14 protein-coding genes, 1 pseudogene and 2 riboswitches are annotated in these 16,274 nt (G+C 47.2%); of the genes and pseudogenes, 6 read left to right on the top strand and 9 right to left on the bottom strand.

The annotated features are described in order from the left end of the window. Positions 1-155 precede the first annotated feature (155 nt). From NZD89_RS03190 to NZD89_RS03180, 3 genes are all read right to left on the bottom strand, one after another. A complete protein-coding gene (locus NZD89_RS03190) occupies positions 156-344 on the bottom strand; it encodes a hypothetical protein (protein WP_268006381.1) in 189 nt (62 codons plus the stop codon). Positions 345-351: 7 nt separating this feature from the next. After that, positions 352-483, bottom strand: a riboswitch (cyclic di-AMP (ydaO/yuaA leader). 327 nt (positions 484-810) lie between these two features. Then, positions 811-1,368 carry a CcdC protein domain-containing protein gene (locus NZD89_RS03185; RefSeq protein WP_268006380.1) on the bottom strand — a complete coding sequence of 186 codons (558 nt, stop codon included), beginning with the start codon at positions 1,366-1,368 and terminating at the stop codon, positions 811-813. A 304-nt stretch (positions 1,369-1,672) separates the two neighbouring features. Then, a complete protein-coding gene (locus tag NZD89_RS03180; RefSeq protein WP_268006378.1) occupies positions 1,673-2,449 on the bottom strand; it encodes an SDR family NAD(P)-dependent oxidoreductase in 777 nt (258 codons plus the stop codon). 502 nt (positions 2,450-2,951) lie between these two features. On the opposite strand from NZD89_RS03180, the gene NZD89_RS03175 reads away from it, so the two are divergent. Beyond that, positions 2,952-4,310 carry an MFS transporter gene (locus tag NZD89_RS03175; RefSeq protein ID WP_268006377.1) on the top strand — a complete coding sequence of 453 codons (1,359 nt, stop codon included), beginning with the start codon at positions 2,952-2,954 and terminating at the stop codon, positions 4,308-4,310. Positions 4,311-4,773: 463 nt separating this feature from the next. On the opposite strand, the gene NZD89_RS03170 is transcribed toward NZD89_RS03175, so the two are convergent. Together NZD89_RS03170 and NZD89_RS03165 are read right to left on the bottom strand one after the other, a co-directional pair. Further along, a complete protein-coding gene (locus NZD89_RS03170) occupies positions 4,774-5,784 on the bottom strand; it encodes a HoxN/HupN/NixA family nickel/cobalt transporter (protein WP_268006376.1) in 1,011 nt (336 codons plus the stop codon). A 147-nt stretch (positions 5,785-5,931) separates the two neighbouring features. Beyond that, a riboswitch (cobalamin riboswitch) is annotated at positions 5,932-6,110 on the bottom strand. A 338-nt stretch (positions 6,111-6,448) separates the two neighbouring features. Next, entirely contained in the window at positions 6,449-6,772 is a 324-nt protein-coding gene (locus tag NZD89_RS03165; protein ID WP_268006374.1) for a LysE family translocator, read from the bottom strand. 216 nt (positions 6,773-6,988) lie between these two features. Here NZD89_RS03165 and NZD89_RS03160 point away from each other — a divergent pair, with 216 nt between their 5' ends. After that, the gene (locus tag NZD89_RS03160) at positions 6,989-8,464 is read left to right on the top strand and encodes a transposase (protein WP_268004699.1); all 1,476 of its coding nucleotides are present in this window, start codon (positions 6,989-6,991) and stop codon (positions 8,462-8,464) included. A 437-nt stretch (positions 8,465-8,901) separates the two neighbouring features. Here the strand turns inward: NZD89_RS03160 and NZD89_RS03155 are convergent, their stop codons facing one another. The 4 genes and pseudogenes from NZD89_RS03155 to NZD89_RS29440 all read right to left on the bottom strand — a co-directional run bounded on the left by NZD89_RS03155 (position 8,902) and on the right by NZD89_RS29440 (position 12,030). Further along, the gene (locus tag NZD89_RS03155) at positions 8,902-9,063 is read right to left on the bottom strand and encodes a PEP-utilizing enzyme (RefSeq protein ID WP_268006344.1); all 162 of its coding nucleotides are present in this window, start codon (positions 9,061-9,063) and stop codon (positions 8,902-8,904) included. Next, positions 9,060-11,491: pseudogene (locus NZD89_RS03150) on the bottom strand (phosphoenolpyruvate synthase). The gene NZD89_RS03155 and the pseudogene NZD89_RS03150 overlap by 4 nt, the downstream one beginning before the upstream one ends. Positions 11,492-11,698: 207 nt before the next feature. Beyond that, a complete protein-coding gene (locus NZD89_RS03145) occupies positions 11,699-11,971 on the bottom strand; it encodes a TetR/AcrR family transcriptional regulator (RefSeq protein ID WP_268006345.1) in 273 nt (90 codons plus the stop codon). Beyond that, entirely contained in the window at positions 11,968-12,030 is a 63-nt protein-coding gene (locus tag NZD89_RS29440) for a hypothetical protein (protein ID WP_369125255.1), read from the bottom strand. Before NZD89_RS29440 ends, NZD89_RS03145 begins: the two co-directional genes overlap by 4 nt. Before the next feature lie 206 nt (positions 12,031-12,236). Here NZD89_RS29440 and NZD89_RS03140 point away from each other — a divergent pair, with 206 nt between their 5' ends. The 4 genes from NZD89_RS03140 to NZD89_RS03125 all read left to right on the top strand — a co-directional run bounded on the left by NZD89_RS03140 (position 12,237) and on the right by NZD89_RS03125 (position 16,043). Continuing rightward, the gene (locus NZD89_RS03140; protein ID WP_268006346.1) at positions 12,237-12,896 is read left to right on the top strand and encodes a hypothetical protein; all 660 of its coding nucleotides are present in this window, start codon (positions 12,237-12,239) and stop codon (positions 12,894-12,896) included. Then, on the top strand, positions 12,793-13,518 hold the full coding sequence (locus NZD89_RS03135) for a SpoIID/LytB domain-containing protein (RefSeq protein ID WP_268006373.1): 726 nt from the start codon (positions 12,793-12,795) through the stop codon (positions 13,516-13,518). The genes NZD89_RS03140 and NZD89_RS03135 overlap by 104 nt, the downstream gene beginning before the upstream one ends. 79 nt (positions 13,519-13,597) lie before the next feature. Then, positions 13,598-15,073, top strand: a complete 1,476-nt coding sequence (locus NZD89_RS03130) for a transposase (RefSeq protein WP_268006372.1) — start codon at positions 13,598-13,600, stop codon at positions 15,071-15,073. A 367-nt stretch (positions 15,074-15,440) separates the two neighbouring features. Beyond that, positions 15,441-16,043, top strand: a complete 603-nt coding sequence (locus NZD89_RS03125) for an ArsR/SmtB family transcription factor (RefSeq protein ID WP_268006348.1) — start codon at positions 15,441-15,443, stop codon at positions 16,041-16,043. Positions 16,044-16,274: the final 231 nt, after the last annotated feature.

Raw genomic sequence — 16,274 nt, 5'->3', positions numbered from 1 at the left:
TATCGGATGTAAGGGGAGATGCCAAAGAGACATCCCTGTATTGATTAACGTTTTATTGGCCGAAGGTTATCCTTCGACGTATTAAGGATTTGTACTGTGAATAACGTGTAGACACCAGTGATACAAGCTATTGCAACGATAAACCCAACCATTCATCATTGCACCTCCTGGTGGTCCTTACGTGGAGGCGTGTAGTACTTCGGTCGTCTCTTACCATTTGACGGAAAATATCGCGCTGCTCGATTGGCATGACGTAATTTGGCCACGGCGTCAGCGTCGTACAGTAGTTCTGAGCCGACCAACTCGCTTACACGACCTAAGTCAATCCACTCTTGCGTTTGCATAGTATCCGTCTCCTTTCAAATTCGCCTACGAGGTTAGCTGTCGGGTTCGGGTTGAAAGGTGCCCTACGCGGTAGCCCCGCGATTCACCCCAAAAATGGTGGTTCCCCCGTTTCCTTTCGGAATTTGGCGTTTATGTCATAAAATTTCGACCTGAGACATAGATTTATGGGGGTGTTCATAAACAATTCTTAATTTCCCACCGATTTCGTCTGTTATTAAGTGGATATTATTGCGGAAACAATGTGTCGATACTTGTTACCGCCATCTGAACAGTAACAGTCGCTAATAGCAGAGCGATTAAACATGTAACGAGAAAGCCTCCAAATCCACCGTTCAAGTGGGTTTGGGGGCTTTTCATGCAAAAGTGGGGGCTCCGAAAATCAAAAATCCAGTTTTGGACAGCCCCCTTTATGCGAGAACCAAGCGGTGAGCGCCGGTTACACAACCACCCGATAAGAATCGCTGACTACTGCGCGTCCCAATCCTTCCTTGCCGACGAGGTCTGATTTTCGAATTCCCGGGCCTTGCGAAGCAAGAAGATAAAATAGCCAATATAGTAAGCGACTAGTAGCATAAAGACGCCGGCCGTCCAGGGATCGGAAAAGCTTTGGGCGGCCAGTTGATTTTGACCTGAAACTTGTTGTTGTTGGATTTTGCCCACATCCTGAGATATCTCAATAAAACGAAAAGCCAACCGGCCAATGAAAAGGATGATCAGGCCAATGCCAATCCACAAATGTTGAAGGTATCCCCAACGGCCGTTTCTCATTTCAAATTTTGTGGTTCGAGCGGAAATGTAGGCGATGATCCCCCCAATCACCAGTCCAACTGCATCAAACACATAGGATATTGGATTTGCGGCACCAGCGGCTAAAATGACGAGCGCCAAAATCGAGAATATGACTACTCGGGTGGTAATTCGGCCACGAACTAAGTACTGAAACCCAACTGTCCTACGGACGCGTCGATAAAGTCCGAAGATGACCAAGGCTACAATAATAATGACAGATGTGTAGTGATTCACGTGAGGCCTCCTTCAAGTACGAATGAGTTCCGGTGAATCACTTAGGCGATTCACCAAGCTTACAAAAACCGCGAACGTCCGGTGACAAATTGGGATCGACCTGGCAATTTTATCGGAATATCGGTGGATAGTCGTCTATCCACAGGAGTATTTGCTGAAATCGGAAACTGGCCGCTTGTCATTCTTACTCAGCTAGCGCATCCATTAATGAGGATTATGTTTTCCGCAACTTAAAGTGCAGGAGAACGCAACAATCGGATTAACGATAACACCAGTGAGAAGACCTCGTTCGTTCCGTGAACGTTTAACCCTCGTTCAGGGATCGCGCAATACGAGTGACTGCTCGCCGTGGGGCGAACCGGGTACTTGCAGCTAACACCTGATTCCGTACCCCTGGGATCACGATGGTTCGCCCCTTCATCATACCTTCATATCCCAGTTTGGCCACGGTTTTTGCGTCCATCACCCCGCTGCCCTGAAACAACCTACTTGTGGACATATTTGCTCGACTTGCAAATTCGGTGGACGTAGGGCCTGGGCACAGCGTCGTCACCGTAATACCGTATTCTCTTACCTCATTTCCTATGGCCTCGCTAAATGATAGTACGTACGCTTTCGTTGCGTAATAAACCGCCATAAGTGGTCCCGGCTGGAAGGCTGCCGTGGAAGCCACATTTAAAATATACCCACCCTTAGCAGCCACCATGGAGGGGAGTGCTAACCGGGTTAAATACGTAAGGGCGCGCACATTCAAATCAATCATATCTAACTGAGTATCCGGATTTCCTTTGGCAAACTGTCCCTTCCAACCATATCCCGCATTATTGACCAACGCGTCGATGTTCAGGTTCCTATCCGTTAATTCAGCAAAAAGTTCCCGCGGTGCGTCAGGTTCACTTAAGTCTTTAGCGATGATATCCACTGACGTAGAGAGAGTTCGCTGAAATTCATCCTTAATTTCCCTCAGTCTGCGAGAATTTCGAGCTACGAGAACGAGTTGATACCCGTTTTCAGCGAACACTCTCGCTAACTCAAGTCCTATTCCGTGCGATGCACCCGTAATTAACGCTGTTTTTACCATCGCCATCACCCTCTTTAGCTCTACTTTAATCATGCACTGCCCCGATGTGAAATAAAAAGCTTTGCTGCTTCAATGTATATCCATTTAAATGAACGCACAAATGCCCCCAATAACGACAGCAGTGTTCCGGGCAACTGGCGGTTCAATTGAAACTTCTTTTGTCTTCATCATCGTTGTATTCCTCATGACCATGCGAGTTTCACATTATATATTTATATATTTATATATTCATATATTTTGTTCATATTGCTGCTTTGAATTAAGGATTCCTCTCCTGGTTAATCCTATCCTAAGGATCTATGGAACTAGACTTTCTACATAAATGAAAACGGGAAGTATAAACCTGTCCTGTCTCACCAGTACGACAGGGTAACAGGTACCCGGATATTGGATAAAAACTCTACAGTTGTACAAAACTCAGTTGAACCGTGCATAACGTCGCTTACTCTATAACATCTTATCTGACACCGAATATGACTGATTCTACGACGGGGGTCGAATGATGAAAAGGAAAAGGAAAAACATTGTAGACGATGCTGAATTCAGTGGGTTTCACGCTCGCCTCACCGTGTATTCTTCGGGTGGTCCATTCCTGGATGGTTACATTCTCAGTATTATCGCCATTGCTTTGATCCAGATTAGACCACAACTACATCTGAATACAACATGGAGCGGCCTGATTGGTGCATCCGCACTCATCGGCATTTTCATCGGTGGATTCATGGGGTATGTGACCGACAAATTCGGCAGGCAATTAATGTATACCATTGATTTTATCGTATTGATTGTGGCTTCCATTCTGCAGGTCTGGGTCCAAACTGGCTGGGAACTGTTTATCATTCGACTTATTCTCGGTATCTCCGTCGGCGCCGACTATCCAATTGCCACATCGCTCCTAGCCGAGTTTTCACCTAAGAAACAACGAGGTCTGATGCTGGGTGTGACCCTTATTGCATACTACATTGGTTCAACTGTGGCGTATATTGTCGGTCAAGTCATGCTGAACATTGGTCCGAATGCTTGGCGATGGATACTAGCCAGTAGCGCTATCCCGGCCGTCATCTTGGTTTTGTTGAGGATGGGTACACCAGAGTCACCACGTTGGCTGTTACAGAAGGGACGAAAAACAGAGGCCGAAAAAGTTCTCAAACAAGTTTATGGACCAACCGCCTCACTCCAAGACATCGTCATGCCAGACGGTTCGACTGGCAAGACCAGTTACTTCACACTCTTTATGCCGGGTTACTTAAAACGAACACTCTACGTTGGGCTATTTTACATGGCCGCGGTGGCTCCATTGTTTGCCATGCTGACGTTTGGTCCAGAGATGCTCGCATCCTATCACCTGTTCGAAGGAGCATCCGGTTACGGTGCGGCCATCATAAGCGCACTCTTCCTCATCGGCTGTATTCCGGCACTGTTCCTAGTGAACAGGATGGGACGCAGAATGCTCATCATCGTCTCATTCACCGGCATGACGGTCGGTGTTCTCATTCTGGGGCTGTTCCCACACGGTCCGCTGGCCATGATTTTCGTCGGATTCGTCCTCTATGCCATTTTTTCGGGCGGACCAAATGTCATGGAATGGCTCGCGCCAAATGAACTGTTCCCCACAGAGGTACGGGGTACAGCCGTGGGAATTACAACCTGTATCAGCCGATTCGGTGCGGTTATTGGAACGTACCTGTTTCCGTGGGGATTGGAAAACTTCGGAATAGGGCCAACGATGCTGGTGGCCGCCGCTGTCACATTTGGCGGACTCATTGTCTGCGTACTGTTGGCGCCAGAGACAACAAACAAAACACTCAACGCAGCAAGCCAACCCGAAAGTGTTTCACGCAGAAAAAGCCCAGCACCCTAGACAGGACTCGCGATAATCACATCCTCAGGGAAGCCCTTTTCTGTTAGCTCTTCTGCTGAGTCTCATGTTCTGTCCCCCTCCTAGCTGGTGGACCTTTGCGGTAATCGCAACACAATACAGTCGCGGTACATTCGACATCTCTCTCAAATTATTTTTCAAATCTAGTATATTTCCCTGCTTGCCTGGATAGCTTAGTAGTAAAGGTGAATCGGTCAATCCATATGGAGGTGTTCATGATGTATCAACACTCAAAAGTTTGCGGATCTGTCGAAGAATTTATCGAAGCTCTAAATGCACTTATCCATATAGATCACGCTACACATTTTAATCTAGATGGAACCTGGACAATTAGTTATTAACCTGTTTCCCGCAATGAATAACGCGGAAAAACGCGGCATATCATAACGGAGTGCCGCGTTTTTTATATTTATTCAACTCGTACAAAGTGTATTGAACCGTACTATTAATTAGTCGCGGACCACCGTTGCTCAATGCGGTAAAATTTCCATATTCCGTACGAAACTGTCCACGTGACAACAAACATTCCTACCAACATACAGCCAATCGTACCAAAATCCAAGTTCTGCACCCAAGCCCAAAAACCTTGATTTAGTCCCATTTCTGGAGCTAGGACTTGAAGAACCTCAATCATGCCTATGACCAAAGCTGCAACAACCGACAAACCTGTCACAGTGAGGTTGTAATACACTTTACGAATTGGGGTCGCAAATGCCCAATGGTAAGCCGTTGTCATAAACAAGCCATCCGCCGTGTCCATCAGGCTCATCCCCGCTGAAAACAAAAGAGGAAGGGCAAGTACACCCGTGAATGGAATCGCGTTCTTTGCCGCTCCTGCAGATATAGCCAATAGGGCAACTTCACTCGCTGTATCAAAACTAAATCCGAAAAGAACGCCTATCGGATAAATGTGCCAACTTTTATTTACTAATTTAAATAAGGGTCCAATCATACGGGATATAAATCCCCTCGAAAGAAGCACTTCCTCGAACTCCGCCTCGTTCAGTGAAGTCGTGCGCATCTCCTTAAATACCTTGTAAATATTCATGAGCACGAACAAATTGATAATCCCGATCAAAAACAGGAATACGGCGGAAATACTGGTTCCTAAGATTCCCCCAATGTTCTGTAACGCAGGGATAGATTTTTGTGCCCAGTGAACGGCAAATGCCGTGACTATTGCCATGATTATCACGATCGTTGAGTGTCCAAGAGAGAAGTAAAAACCCACACCAATTGGATTTTTCTCCTCCTGCCTGAGTTTACGTACCGTATTGTCAATGGCAGCGATGTGATCTGCGTCAAAAGCATGGCGAAGTCCAAACGTATATGCCAGAACTCCGAGCCCCAATAAAGTTGGATGATGAGGGATTGCTGTCACCAAGAGACCGATAGCGACTACATGTAAAACAACAATACTCAAGCCAAACTCCAAAATTGACTTCTTAAAATTCAATTTAAATCCTCTCCTATCTGCCTAACTTTTAGTACGACAACATAAAGAAATCCCCGACTTCTAGTCGAGGATTGTGTGCAAGGCTAAAGAAAGACGAATCTACACTCGTCAGTCGCCCTCGTACACCGCTCCTTTCCTCGAAGGTTCTTGGGTGCAGCAATCTAGGTAGGTCTCCTGGCTTCTGGTCATCATCCTCTTTCGTCTTCCCCGAACAAACGAGTGACATGGTGAAAGAGAACTTCGCAGTTACAGTGGCGGGACCGCTCGGGATTTACACCCGATTCCCTGTTACCCCTTGAAAGGGCACCTAGTTGCATTCCTATGGAACTGTCCGCAGTTAAGCTATATTCGTGGCTTGCAACAATAATCCTTTTGTTTTGCTGTTAAAAACGAGTTTCCCCAGCGTATTGCTAAATCTTCTTGATACATGACAAACACCTTAGCATCACAGTCTGAGGATACAACATGATTTGGCTTGGCAACGTGGTCGGTATCGCTGTGCTAGCGAGTTTGTTCGAGAAATACTCCTCACTGCTGCTGGATCATTACTGATTGCTGTTGCGCTTTCCTGCCCTGATAACTGAACAAAAACCATGCAAGGCGGACGCATGTTTATAAAAACATTGATATGCACGAGTTCTAGTAATTATGCCTCGGTAGAAAACTACCGTCTTTCAAATGCCAACTTTAACCCAAATCCAACCAGGACTGCCCCTGTCATTCTCTCCATCAGCCTCTTGCCCTTCGGGCTTTTTAGCCAGTTTCGGAGGTAATTAACAAAACTGACGTAAATAAAGAACCACACAATAGCTAATCCAGTATAGATGAGACCCATTAAGAAAAGTTGTTCCATCGTATTTGCACCTGGCTCCACGAACTGCGGTAGAAAGGTCAGGAAAAACACAGCCACCTTTGGATTAAGGGCATTGGACAAAATTCCTTGGTTGTATGGCGACTTCCCCCTTTCCCTCAAATAGCCTCTCGGCATTTGGTTTTTATTGGTCTCTCAAGGTTTTGGACCTAGAGAGATTTTCATTTGCCCCCACGTTCCCTCCATATGCCGAGGGTACTGAATTGGAAATTCAAATACGAATTCGGAACAAAGTATGCTGGAACATCAAATAACACTTGACTTTTTGGAATCATCCCAATAATCACCGAGAAGGGCTTAGCCGTCCTATCTCATCCATATTGGGGTTGTGTTATGTTACCTATCCTTCGGTCTCACCAACAGTATCAATCGTTCATTGAGGAACGTCTTCGCCTGCACTACTCGAATGGCTCACTGTTGTTCATCGCCAAAGACTGGGCGCTCGTAGCAAAATTTTGGGTCACAGATCTCTCTGACACCTTCCAGTGCGTCAAAGGTACTTACTCGTGTCGTGGTCCCCAATCCATTGACCCTGCGAACCTACTCCGTTCCTACCTTCTCATGCTTGAGGTTGGAGAACCATCCATCACGAAGTGGGTGAACCAGCTCCGCCGCTGCCCGTTATACGCTATCCTCAGTGGTTTTGAGTATGGTCACACCCCGGGCGTAGGTACGTTCTACGATTTCTTTGGGCGGCTATGGAATCACGTTTCTCCCAACATTGCATCTAGGCGAAGACTTAGTCGAAAGAAACCCAAGAGAGGAAAAAAGGGAGAAAAGGCGCCCACTACCAATCCAAAGAGAATTGCCAAACTCATATCTCAATTGCAAAGACGTACAGCCATTCGTTCACAGCCTTTTGACGTGCTGCTTCGCCTCTTCCAACAACAATTTCTCTCTGTCTCCTCTTCACTTGGTTTGTTAGGAAATGTACATGCCCTGTCCATCGCTGGTGACGGTATGCCCGTGCAAACAGCAGCCCAGATTCGTAGCAAGCGAATTTGTTCCTGTCGTGACCAGGGAAAAAATCAGTGCTCCTGTCATCGCCAGTTCTCACAACCAGACTGCGACATGGGCTGGGACAGCTACCGAAATAAGTTTTACTTCGGCTACCACTTATACAGCCTTGTCGCTGCGGATAGCCCTTACGACCTACCGATTTACCCTAGGCTACAAAGGGCTTCCCGACACGATGCCACATCTTGGGTCGTGAGTGCCCGTGAGTTCAAGGCATACTTCCGAGAATACACCTGGGACAGGGTTCTTCTTGACGCTGCACATGATGCCATGGCGATTTACGAGTATCTAAGGTCACAAAAGATTACACCGTTCATCGACATGAATCAGCGCAACACGGGCAACAAGAAATACAAAGACGATATGATGATCTCTCGAAATGGGGTTCCGATTTGCAAGAAAGGGCTGGAGATGAGAGACCGTGGATACGACAGCTCAAGAGCCCGTCGCAAATATCACTGTCCGCTTGTCGTAAAGGGAGTGGTGACATGCGACACGCCATGCTCCGTTTCACCTTACGGAAGATGTGTCCACACATACACCAAGGATAATCCCCGCTTGTTTCCACCCGTCGCTCGCAACAGCAACGAGTGGACCAATATCTACAAACGCAGAACCACCTGCGAACGCAGCAACAAGCGAGCAAAAGAGGATTACCACCTCGAAGCCGCCAAGCATCGCAGCACCATGATGTGGACCATCCGGGTCTATGGCATTGCAATGTGTCAACACATTGACGCTTGGTACCAAGAGAGCAACCTGGACCTAAAGCCAATGCTCTTGTCAGCTTGAGAACACCCCAATCATACCATCTCCAGCGATGACTTTTTAAAAATCCCATCGTCATCGCTTTGTTTGCTATACCCTTTTTCAAGGAACCTTGCCGAACAACCATGAAGCCGATGGTTACCAGTTCATTTCTGGAAATTCATCTGGTTCATGTAATTTTCTAACCATCCAATACCGAGAGGCTATTACACACGAACGTCCCCTAAAGAGGGCTTAATCACACTAACCGAGTTCACTTTTGAGGTGCAATACAGCAAAAGGGGGTGTCCCAAAAGTCAATTTTGGATTTTTGAAGCCCCACTTTGATTAAGAATTCCTTAAAACAAAAAGCCTCCATCTCCACTTTCACTGTGGATTTGGAGGCTTTTCTATATGATGTTGGGACTGGATGATTTGGTACGACCCTTTTGGGACAGCCCCTTCGCCGATGCGTCATGGATTCAATTCGTTTGAGACACCTCAGACTTCCGTAGAATCTCAACGAATCCTTTGGTTCCGTCAACCCGGATATACTCTCCGTCCTTGATAACCTCAGTGGCATTATCAATACCGACCACTGCGGGTATTCCATATTCACGTGCTACGACAGCTCCGTGTGTCATGATCCCCCTACCTCCATGACTAACGCCTTCGCCGAGTGAAACAGCGGCGTCCAACCGGGATCGGTAAACGGTGCAATCATGATCTCGCCAGGGTTGAGTTTCGCCTCCTCGGGCCTGAGTACCACCTTCGCGTACCCTTCGGCAACCCCGGCTGAAACGGGTGTGCCGATCAGGGCACCTTCTGGCGCTTCCACGTCACGCCTCGTGCCCGTGATGATTTCCCCTTCGCTGGTCATCATACGCGGTGGCGTCAACTTTTTGTCCTGTTCATACTGCCGCTGCCTATCTATGATGACCTGCTGGACATCCCCAACAAACGTCCGATCCTCCAAAGCGAAGAGTTCGCCAAGAGACAACCAGAACACATCCGATTCGTGACGCAAAACGCCACTTTGAACAAGTCTCCCTGCTTCCTCCCAAATGGCTCGCTTACATAAGTCAAAATGCTGAATCAAGATGTATTTCGGATGTTCCCGCATTCCTACGGTATTTCGGTAAACTCGAATCAAACGGGTCATGAACCTGGCTTTGAATACGCCTCCCCGCGTTCGGCGCAGTTGTGCAAGGATCTGATCCGCCGCCTCGTTCGCCTCGATTCTTCCTTGCTCAAAGTTTTGTCGATGTTCACCTGGCTTTTGGGCCCGAATGTGGCTCAAAATTGGCGGAACGAGCCTAGTGGGCTGTTCGCGCCATCTTGGGTTAGTGATATCGATCTCGCCCGGACATCGCATCCCATAGCTTACCAAAAACTTTTCGAACGCTCTTCCAAATTCTGAGCCACCCGGAACCCGATTAAGTCCCTCGAAAAATGTCGCATCATTTGCGTTTTGTAAATACTCGATAACTTCCGGATACTGCCGCGCACAATCAGCCAAATCGCCAATTTGCAGTCCGAGCTCACTTGTGACGTTTCCGGGTAATGATTTGTTCAACAACTGTACGTTCTCATCACTTAAGCGCCATCGCTTGGCCAAAACTTTCACCAACACCATAGCGATGAGTCCTGAACCGAAATAACGTGACACGACTCGTAAGATGGACAGCATGAGATTTCCGAGATGTTCCTGAATTCTGCGAATGCGTTCAGCACCCGTTACGGCGAATATGAACTGTTCGCACTCTTCCAGGGAGCGTTTCATAAACGTATTGACGAATGGTCTTGCTTGGGACGGATCGCGAAATAACAGTCCGACGAGCACATTCTTTCCACCAAACCGGGCGATTCGCATGGCGGTTTTTTGAAGACGCTTGTCAGCAGGGAGCTGGAATTCGGGTCTTTGAATGAGTTCGCTGACGGCGCTCCCAACCCGCTCATCAATACCGCTGAACAATCTTGGTAAAATCTTTTTCAGTGGTTTCAAATAAAGTAAATTCGTAATGTCGAAAAATAAATGGCTACCTGCCTCTAGAACATAAGGACTTTCCGATGCGGCCGTACCGGCTGGCTTGAAAGGAAAGAAGGTGCGGAGAACCGAAATCCCGAGCGGTCGCAGCGCGTCCGTCATCATTTGCTGATGACCCACGGATACGAAGGCGTGTACCCGGTCATCCCATACCCTCGGCACCGGAAACAGCGTCGTGATGGGACGGGATTGTACGATGTAAAACTCCCCATCTACTAAACACCATTCAATGTCTTGGTCAGTGCCGTAATGTTCTTCGATTCGGTCCCCAAGGTTAGCCAATTCGATGATTTTTTCATCAGGCAGAGCTTGGGCACACCGTTGGTCAATTGACAACTCCTTCGTCACAGTGCCACCTTCCGAGACGGAGTAGATGGCGATCTTCTTGTCGGAAATCTTCTTTTGAAGAATTTGACCAGATCGAACTTGATATAAATCAGCGGACACCAAGCCGGATACCAAAGCTTCGCCCAATCCGAAACTGGCGTCGATGGAGGTGACGTTCCGATTACCGGAGATAGGATCTGCCGTAAACATGATTCCGGATACCTCAGGAAAAACCATTTCTTGAACGACGACCGACAGGAAGACGTGGCGGTGGTCGAAGCCGTTCTTAACACGATAGGAAATCGCTCGATCCGTGAACAGTGATGCCCAACAGCGCCGAACAGAATTGAGTAGCTGGTCCTGTCCGAGTATATTGAGATACGTTTCTTGTTGGCCAGCAAAAGAAGCACCCGGCAAGTCTTCTGCCGTTGCACTAGAACGAACCGCATAGGCTTTTTCTTGCCGCTCTGCTGCCATGCCTTCACGATAGCCGCTTCAAGCTCCCGTGGAATAGCTAGGGTCTCCAAGTGATTGCGAATTTGTTCCCCCAATACCCGAATTTCATCCAAGCTATTCTCACGAACATGATCAAGCTGGGTAAAGAAGTGATTCATCTTACCGCTCGTCTCGACAAAGGCCTGATATGCGAGGGTAGTGATGCAAAACCCCTGCGGTACAGGGAAGCCTGCCTTTGTCATTTCCCCGAGATTTGCTCCCTTGCCCCCAACGTACGGTAATGATGTTTTATTGATTTCGTTGAAAAACAAAACGGATTTTTGCATGCTTTTCACCCATTCCGTCTTTACACTATAGATACCATTTTATATTTTTCGGTTTCCAGACAAATGCCATGAGTTACATAGATGAACATAGGACTTTGCTTGCGCATGGATTGCCATCAACCGCTAAATCTTCTTGATCTTCTCTGCCCGAATCTCCTTTATTCTCTGATGCCCTTGGGGTAAGAGTTTTCGAATATCCTCTTGCAAGAGCGGACTGACACGAGCAACTTCGGCTTTGACTTGCTCAAATGCCAAACGAATTTGGCCCAACGGATCTTCACTTGGCTCCTCGAGCCGGTCAAACTTCTCAGATACTCGCCCCATAACCGTCTCGATAACGGCCGATGCGATTTCCTCTTTCCCAGAGAAATACTGATAAATTGTTTTCTTGCTCAACCGATTGTCTCCGCCAAGTCACTTATCGTGACACTCTTGTATCCGCGAGTGTTGAACAGTTCATCGGCAGCCTGTAGAATTCGTAAACGATTGGAATCCTGTTATACCCGTGTTCACGCTAGGGCATCGTTAGAAGAATAAGACAAACGCCTTGGAAATATCGAGTGTCTCTTTAATGTCGTTCTATTGATCTCGGCTATACACATAAACGACGTTTTCAGGGGCATCCTTCCTTTTGAAGATAAATATTTCAAGGGGGAAGCATATGAGAACATTAACAAAAGTCATCTCAAGTCTTGTCCTATGTAGCTCAATCAGTAGTGTATCACCCGTGTTTGCTGCTGGCACGCAAGCAGATCAACAAAAAGGGCATATCGAATTTCGCGTTGGTTCCTCAAAATCCACGACGATTGCTGGCGCTCGTGTGATTGTCATCAATCACGAAGGGGAAATTGTTGACTCTGGGCTAACTAATACGCGTGGCGTTTGGGACACCTCTGTACCTCTCTACGAAATGAAGTGGAATCAGGGATTTGATGCCAAAGGCGTGGTGAATGCGGTTGTCCTTGCAAACGGCTATAACGAACAAGCTGTTTTTGTTGTTCCGAACAGTCTAAATACTGTACAACCTGTAGTCTTACAACCAATTGTTCCAAATGGTCGTAATCAACCCTCCCAATCACTCGGAAACTTTAGCATTCATGACTTAAAACTGTATGTGGACCATTATGCAGAAGAATTAAACCTCAAAAAACAACCTCCAATTCCGGGCGACCCGGGAATGCGCCATGGAGTCCAGAACAGCGATAGGAGGAAAACGCATGATACAAAGTTTACGGTCCGCTTTGTTCGTAATTTGTACCGTAATGGGTCTCGTACTTTCACTGCCTGTTCACGCGAGCGCGCAAACACAAACGATTTATAATACGGCGTATCCTTCCACGATCCGTGTCGCCATCAGATCGTATAATAACCCAGTCGGTCCGATTCTTTATGTTCAAACACTTGGGTTTGAAGAGTATTGCGAAGATGTTTTACCAAACGAATGGATGCCAAGTTGGGACCCGCAAGCCTTGCAAGCCGGTGCCATTGCGATAAAGATGTTCGCATGGTATCACACCCTGCACCCTGTTACAGAAAATGGACTTACATATGATGTAGACAATACGACTAACTTTCAAGAATTTAAGTACCTTAGTGGGCGTCCTGAAACCGACCTCGCTCTTCAAGAAACATGGAACATGGTGTATGTCCCCACCGACGGTACAATTAAAGAATTAGACTATCGGATGGGAGTTCCGAATTCAGATAATAGTTGGTTCGACGGGACATATGTAATGTCTCAATGGGGGTCTCAATATTGGGCAGGCACAGCGAAACTCCCCTTTGAAAGCAATAGCCTCTCGGCATTTGGTTTTTATTGGTCTCTCAAGGTTTTGGACCTAGAGAGATTTTCATTTGCCCCCACGTTCCCTCCATATGCCGAGGGTACTGAATTGGAAATTCAAATACGAATTCGGAACAAATTATGCTGGAACATCAAATAACACTTGACTTTTTGGAATCATCCCAATAATCACCGAGAAGGGCTTAGCCGTCCTATCTCATCCATATTGGGGTTGTGTTATGTTACCTATCCTTCGGTCTCACCAACAGTATCAATCGTTCATTGAGGAACGTCTTCGCCTGCACTACTCGAATGGCTCACTGTTGTTCATCGCCAAAGACTGGGCGCTCGTAGCAAAATTTTGGGTCACAGATCTCTCTGACACCTTCCAGTGCGTCAAAGGTACTTACTCGTGTCGTGGTCCCCAATCCATTGACCCTGCGAACCTACTCCGTTCCTACCTTCTCATGCTTGAGGTTGGAGAACCATCCATCACGAAGTGGGTGAACCAGCTCCGCCGCTGCCCGTTATACGCTATCCTCAGTGGTTTTGAGTATGGTCACACCCCGGGCGTAGGTACGTTCTACGATTTCTTTGGGCGGCTATGGAATCACGTTTCTCCCAACATTGCATCTAGGCGAAGACTTAGTCGAAAGAAACCCAAGAGAGGAAAAAAGGGAGAAAAGGCGCCCACTACCAATCCAAAGAGAATTGCCAAACTCATATCTCAATTGCAAAGACGTACAGCCATTCGTTCACAGCCTTTTGACGTGCTGCTTCGCCTCTTCCAACAACAATTTCTCTCTGTCTCCTCTTCACTTGGTTTGTTAGGAAATGTACATGCCCTGTCCATCGCTGGTGACGGTATGCCCGTGCAAACAGCAGCCCAGATTCGTAGCAAGCGAATTTGTTCCTGTCGTGACCAGGGAAAAAATCAGTGCTCCTGTCATCGCCAGTTCTCACAACCAGACTGCGACATGGGCTGGGACAGCTACCGAAATAAGTTTTACTTCGGCTACCACTTATACAGCCTTGTCGCTGCGGATAGCCCTTACGACCTACCGATTTACCCTAGGCTACAAAGGGCTTCCCGACACGATGCCACATCTTGGGTCGTGAGTGCCCGTGAGTTCAAGGCATACTTCCGAGAATACACCTGGGACAGAGTTCTTCTTGACGCTGCACATGATGCCATGGCGATTTACGAGTATCTAAGGTCACAAAAGATTACACCGTTCATCGACATGAATCAGCGCAACACGGGCAACAAGAAATACAAAGACGATATGATGATCTCTCGAAATGGGGTTCCGATTTGCAAGAAAGGGCTGGAGATGAGAAACCGTGGATACGACAGCTCAAGAGCCCGTCGCAAATATCACTGTCCGCTTGTCGTAAAGGGAGTGGTGACATGTGACACGCCATGCTCCGTTTCACCTTACGGAAGATGTGTCCACACATACACCAAGGATAATCCCCGCTTGTTTCCACCCGTCGCTCGCAACAGCAACGAGTGGACCAATATCTACAAACGCAGAACCACCTGCGAACGCAGCAACAAGCGAGCAAAAGAGGATTACCACCTCGAAGCCGCCAAGCATCGCAGCACCATGATGTGGACCATCCGGGTCTATGGCATTGCAATGTGTCAACACATTGACGCTTGGTACCAAGAGAGCAACCTGGACCTAAAGCCAATGCTCTTGTCAGCTTGAGAACACCCCAATCATACCATCTCCAGCGATGACTTTTTAAAAATCCCATCGTCATCGCTTTGTTTGCTATACCCTTTTTCAAGGAACCTTGCCGAACAACCATGAAGCCGATGGTTACCAGTTCATTTCTGGAAATTCATCTGGTTCATGTAATTTTCTAACCATCCAATACCGAGAGGCTATAGCATTCTGAATATGTATTATCCAGGATACGCACTAAAATTTGTATAACGAATACAAGAGACAGCATCCACACCTAAAGCACGGACGGTTGCCTGAAAACGGACGTCCTTTTAAAACCGTTGGTTATTAAACTATCGATCTCAAAAACCTATTGGCGTGTTGGTACAAGGAATTATTTCCCGACATGCCCCATACGATGCTTGCGCTTCAGCAAGATAAACAACATAACGAGCACATTGCGGATGGGGTGAAATCCTCTGAGCTAATTCGTTTGGTCACAAAGGGGAGCGCGCTTCAACCGCATCCTGGAGTGAATACACTTTGGCTGATTCCACAATCCGCATATCGTCCGTTTACGATTGTCAATTATCTACCCCATTGTCTCGTTTATTACTACCCCGTTGCAGACGAGTTTCTCCCTGGCGGCATCGCTCAAACCCAGATGATGCAAGTGGCTGCTCTTCACAAAGCTCTTGGCGATGCTCAACGGATTCGATTACTTACTCTTGTCCGTCATTCCGCAAAATCGCTTGGTGAACTTACAAATACGCTAAACGCCACCAAATCAAATGTTCACCATCACCTTACGCTCTTACGCACCGTAGGATTGGTTCAAGTTGAAGATGGTGTGTATTCGATTAACCCCACCAATTGTTCTGTCATTCACAAAGAACCCATCCGTGATTTTCCTGATTCAGATTTTCATTGGTGTATTATTAGTGGCTTGGAATGTACAGTCGGTCACGCTGCGTCAACTGTTGATTCCAGATCAGTTGCTTGGGCGTAGTTCGAGTGCATTTCGTTTGTCGGCATGGGTTTCAATCCCATTAGGGGATGGGCTTGCAGGCATACTGGGTCAGCATTTTGGAACCCAGATTTATTTTATCTTGGCTGGATGTGTACTCTTTATCGTCGCTGTCTTAACGATTTGCGTGAGACTTGAGCAGGTCATTCCGTCCACAAATCCTAATGCTGTAGCCAATGGGACATAAAGGGAAATCCCCTTGCGCCGCCAGCA

Source organism: Alicyclobacillus fastidiosus, from assembly GCF_026651875.1.
Lineage (GTDB): Bacteria > Bacillota > Bacilli > Alicyclobacillales > Alicyclobacillaceae > Alicyclobacillus > Alicyclobacillus fastidiosus.
Note: the sequence above shows the minus strand (reverse complement) of the source record. Positions and strands in the feature narration are given on the sequence as shown.

What these genes read in the sequence shown, in the direction of transcription:
- NZD89_RS03125 (WP_268006348.1), top strand. Translation starts at nt 15,441, where the DNA reads ATGCCCCATACGATGCTTGCGCTTCAGCAAGATAAACAACATAACGAG.
- NZD89_RS03140 (WP_268006346.1), top strand. Translation starts at nt 12,237, where the DNA reads ATGAGAACATTAACAAAAGTCATCTCAAGTCTTGTCCTATGTAGCTCA.
- NZD89_RS03165 (WP_268006374.1), bottom strand. Translation starts at nt 6,772, where the DNA reads ATGCCGAGAGGCTATTTGAGGGAAAGGGGGAAGTCGCCATACAACCAA.
- NZD89_RS03160 (WP_268004699.1), top strand. Translation starts at nt 6,989, where the DNA reads ATGTTACCTATCCTTCGGTCTCACCAACAGTATCAATCGTTCATTGAG.
- NZD89_RS03155 (WP_268006344.1), bottom strand. Translation starts at nt 9,063, where the DNA reads ATGACACACGGAGCTGTCGTAGCACGTGAATATGGAATACCCGCAGTG.
- NZD89_RS03135 (WP_268006373.1), top strand. Translation starts at nt 12,793, where the DNA reads ATGATACAAAGTTTACGGTCCGCTTTGTTCGTAATTTGTACCGTAATG.
- NZD89_RS03130 (WP_268006372.1), top strand. Translation starts at nt 13,598, where the DNA reads ATGTTACCTATCCTTCGGTCTCACCAACAGTATCAATCGTTCATTGAG.
- NZD89_RS03190 (WP_268006381.1), bottom strand. Translation starts at nt 344, where the DNA reads ATGCAAACGCAAGAGTGGATTGACTTAGGTCGTGTAAGCGAGTTGGTC.
- NZD89_RS03175 (WP_268006377.1), top strand. Translation starts at nt 2,952, where the DNA reads ATGAAAAGGAAAAGGAAAAACATTGTAGACGATGCTGAATTCAGTGGG.
- NZD89_RS03180 (WP_268006378.1), bottom strand. Translation starts at nt 2,449, where the DNA reads ATGGTAAAAACAGCGTTAATTACGGGTGCATCGCACGGAATAGGACTT.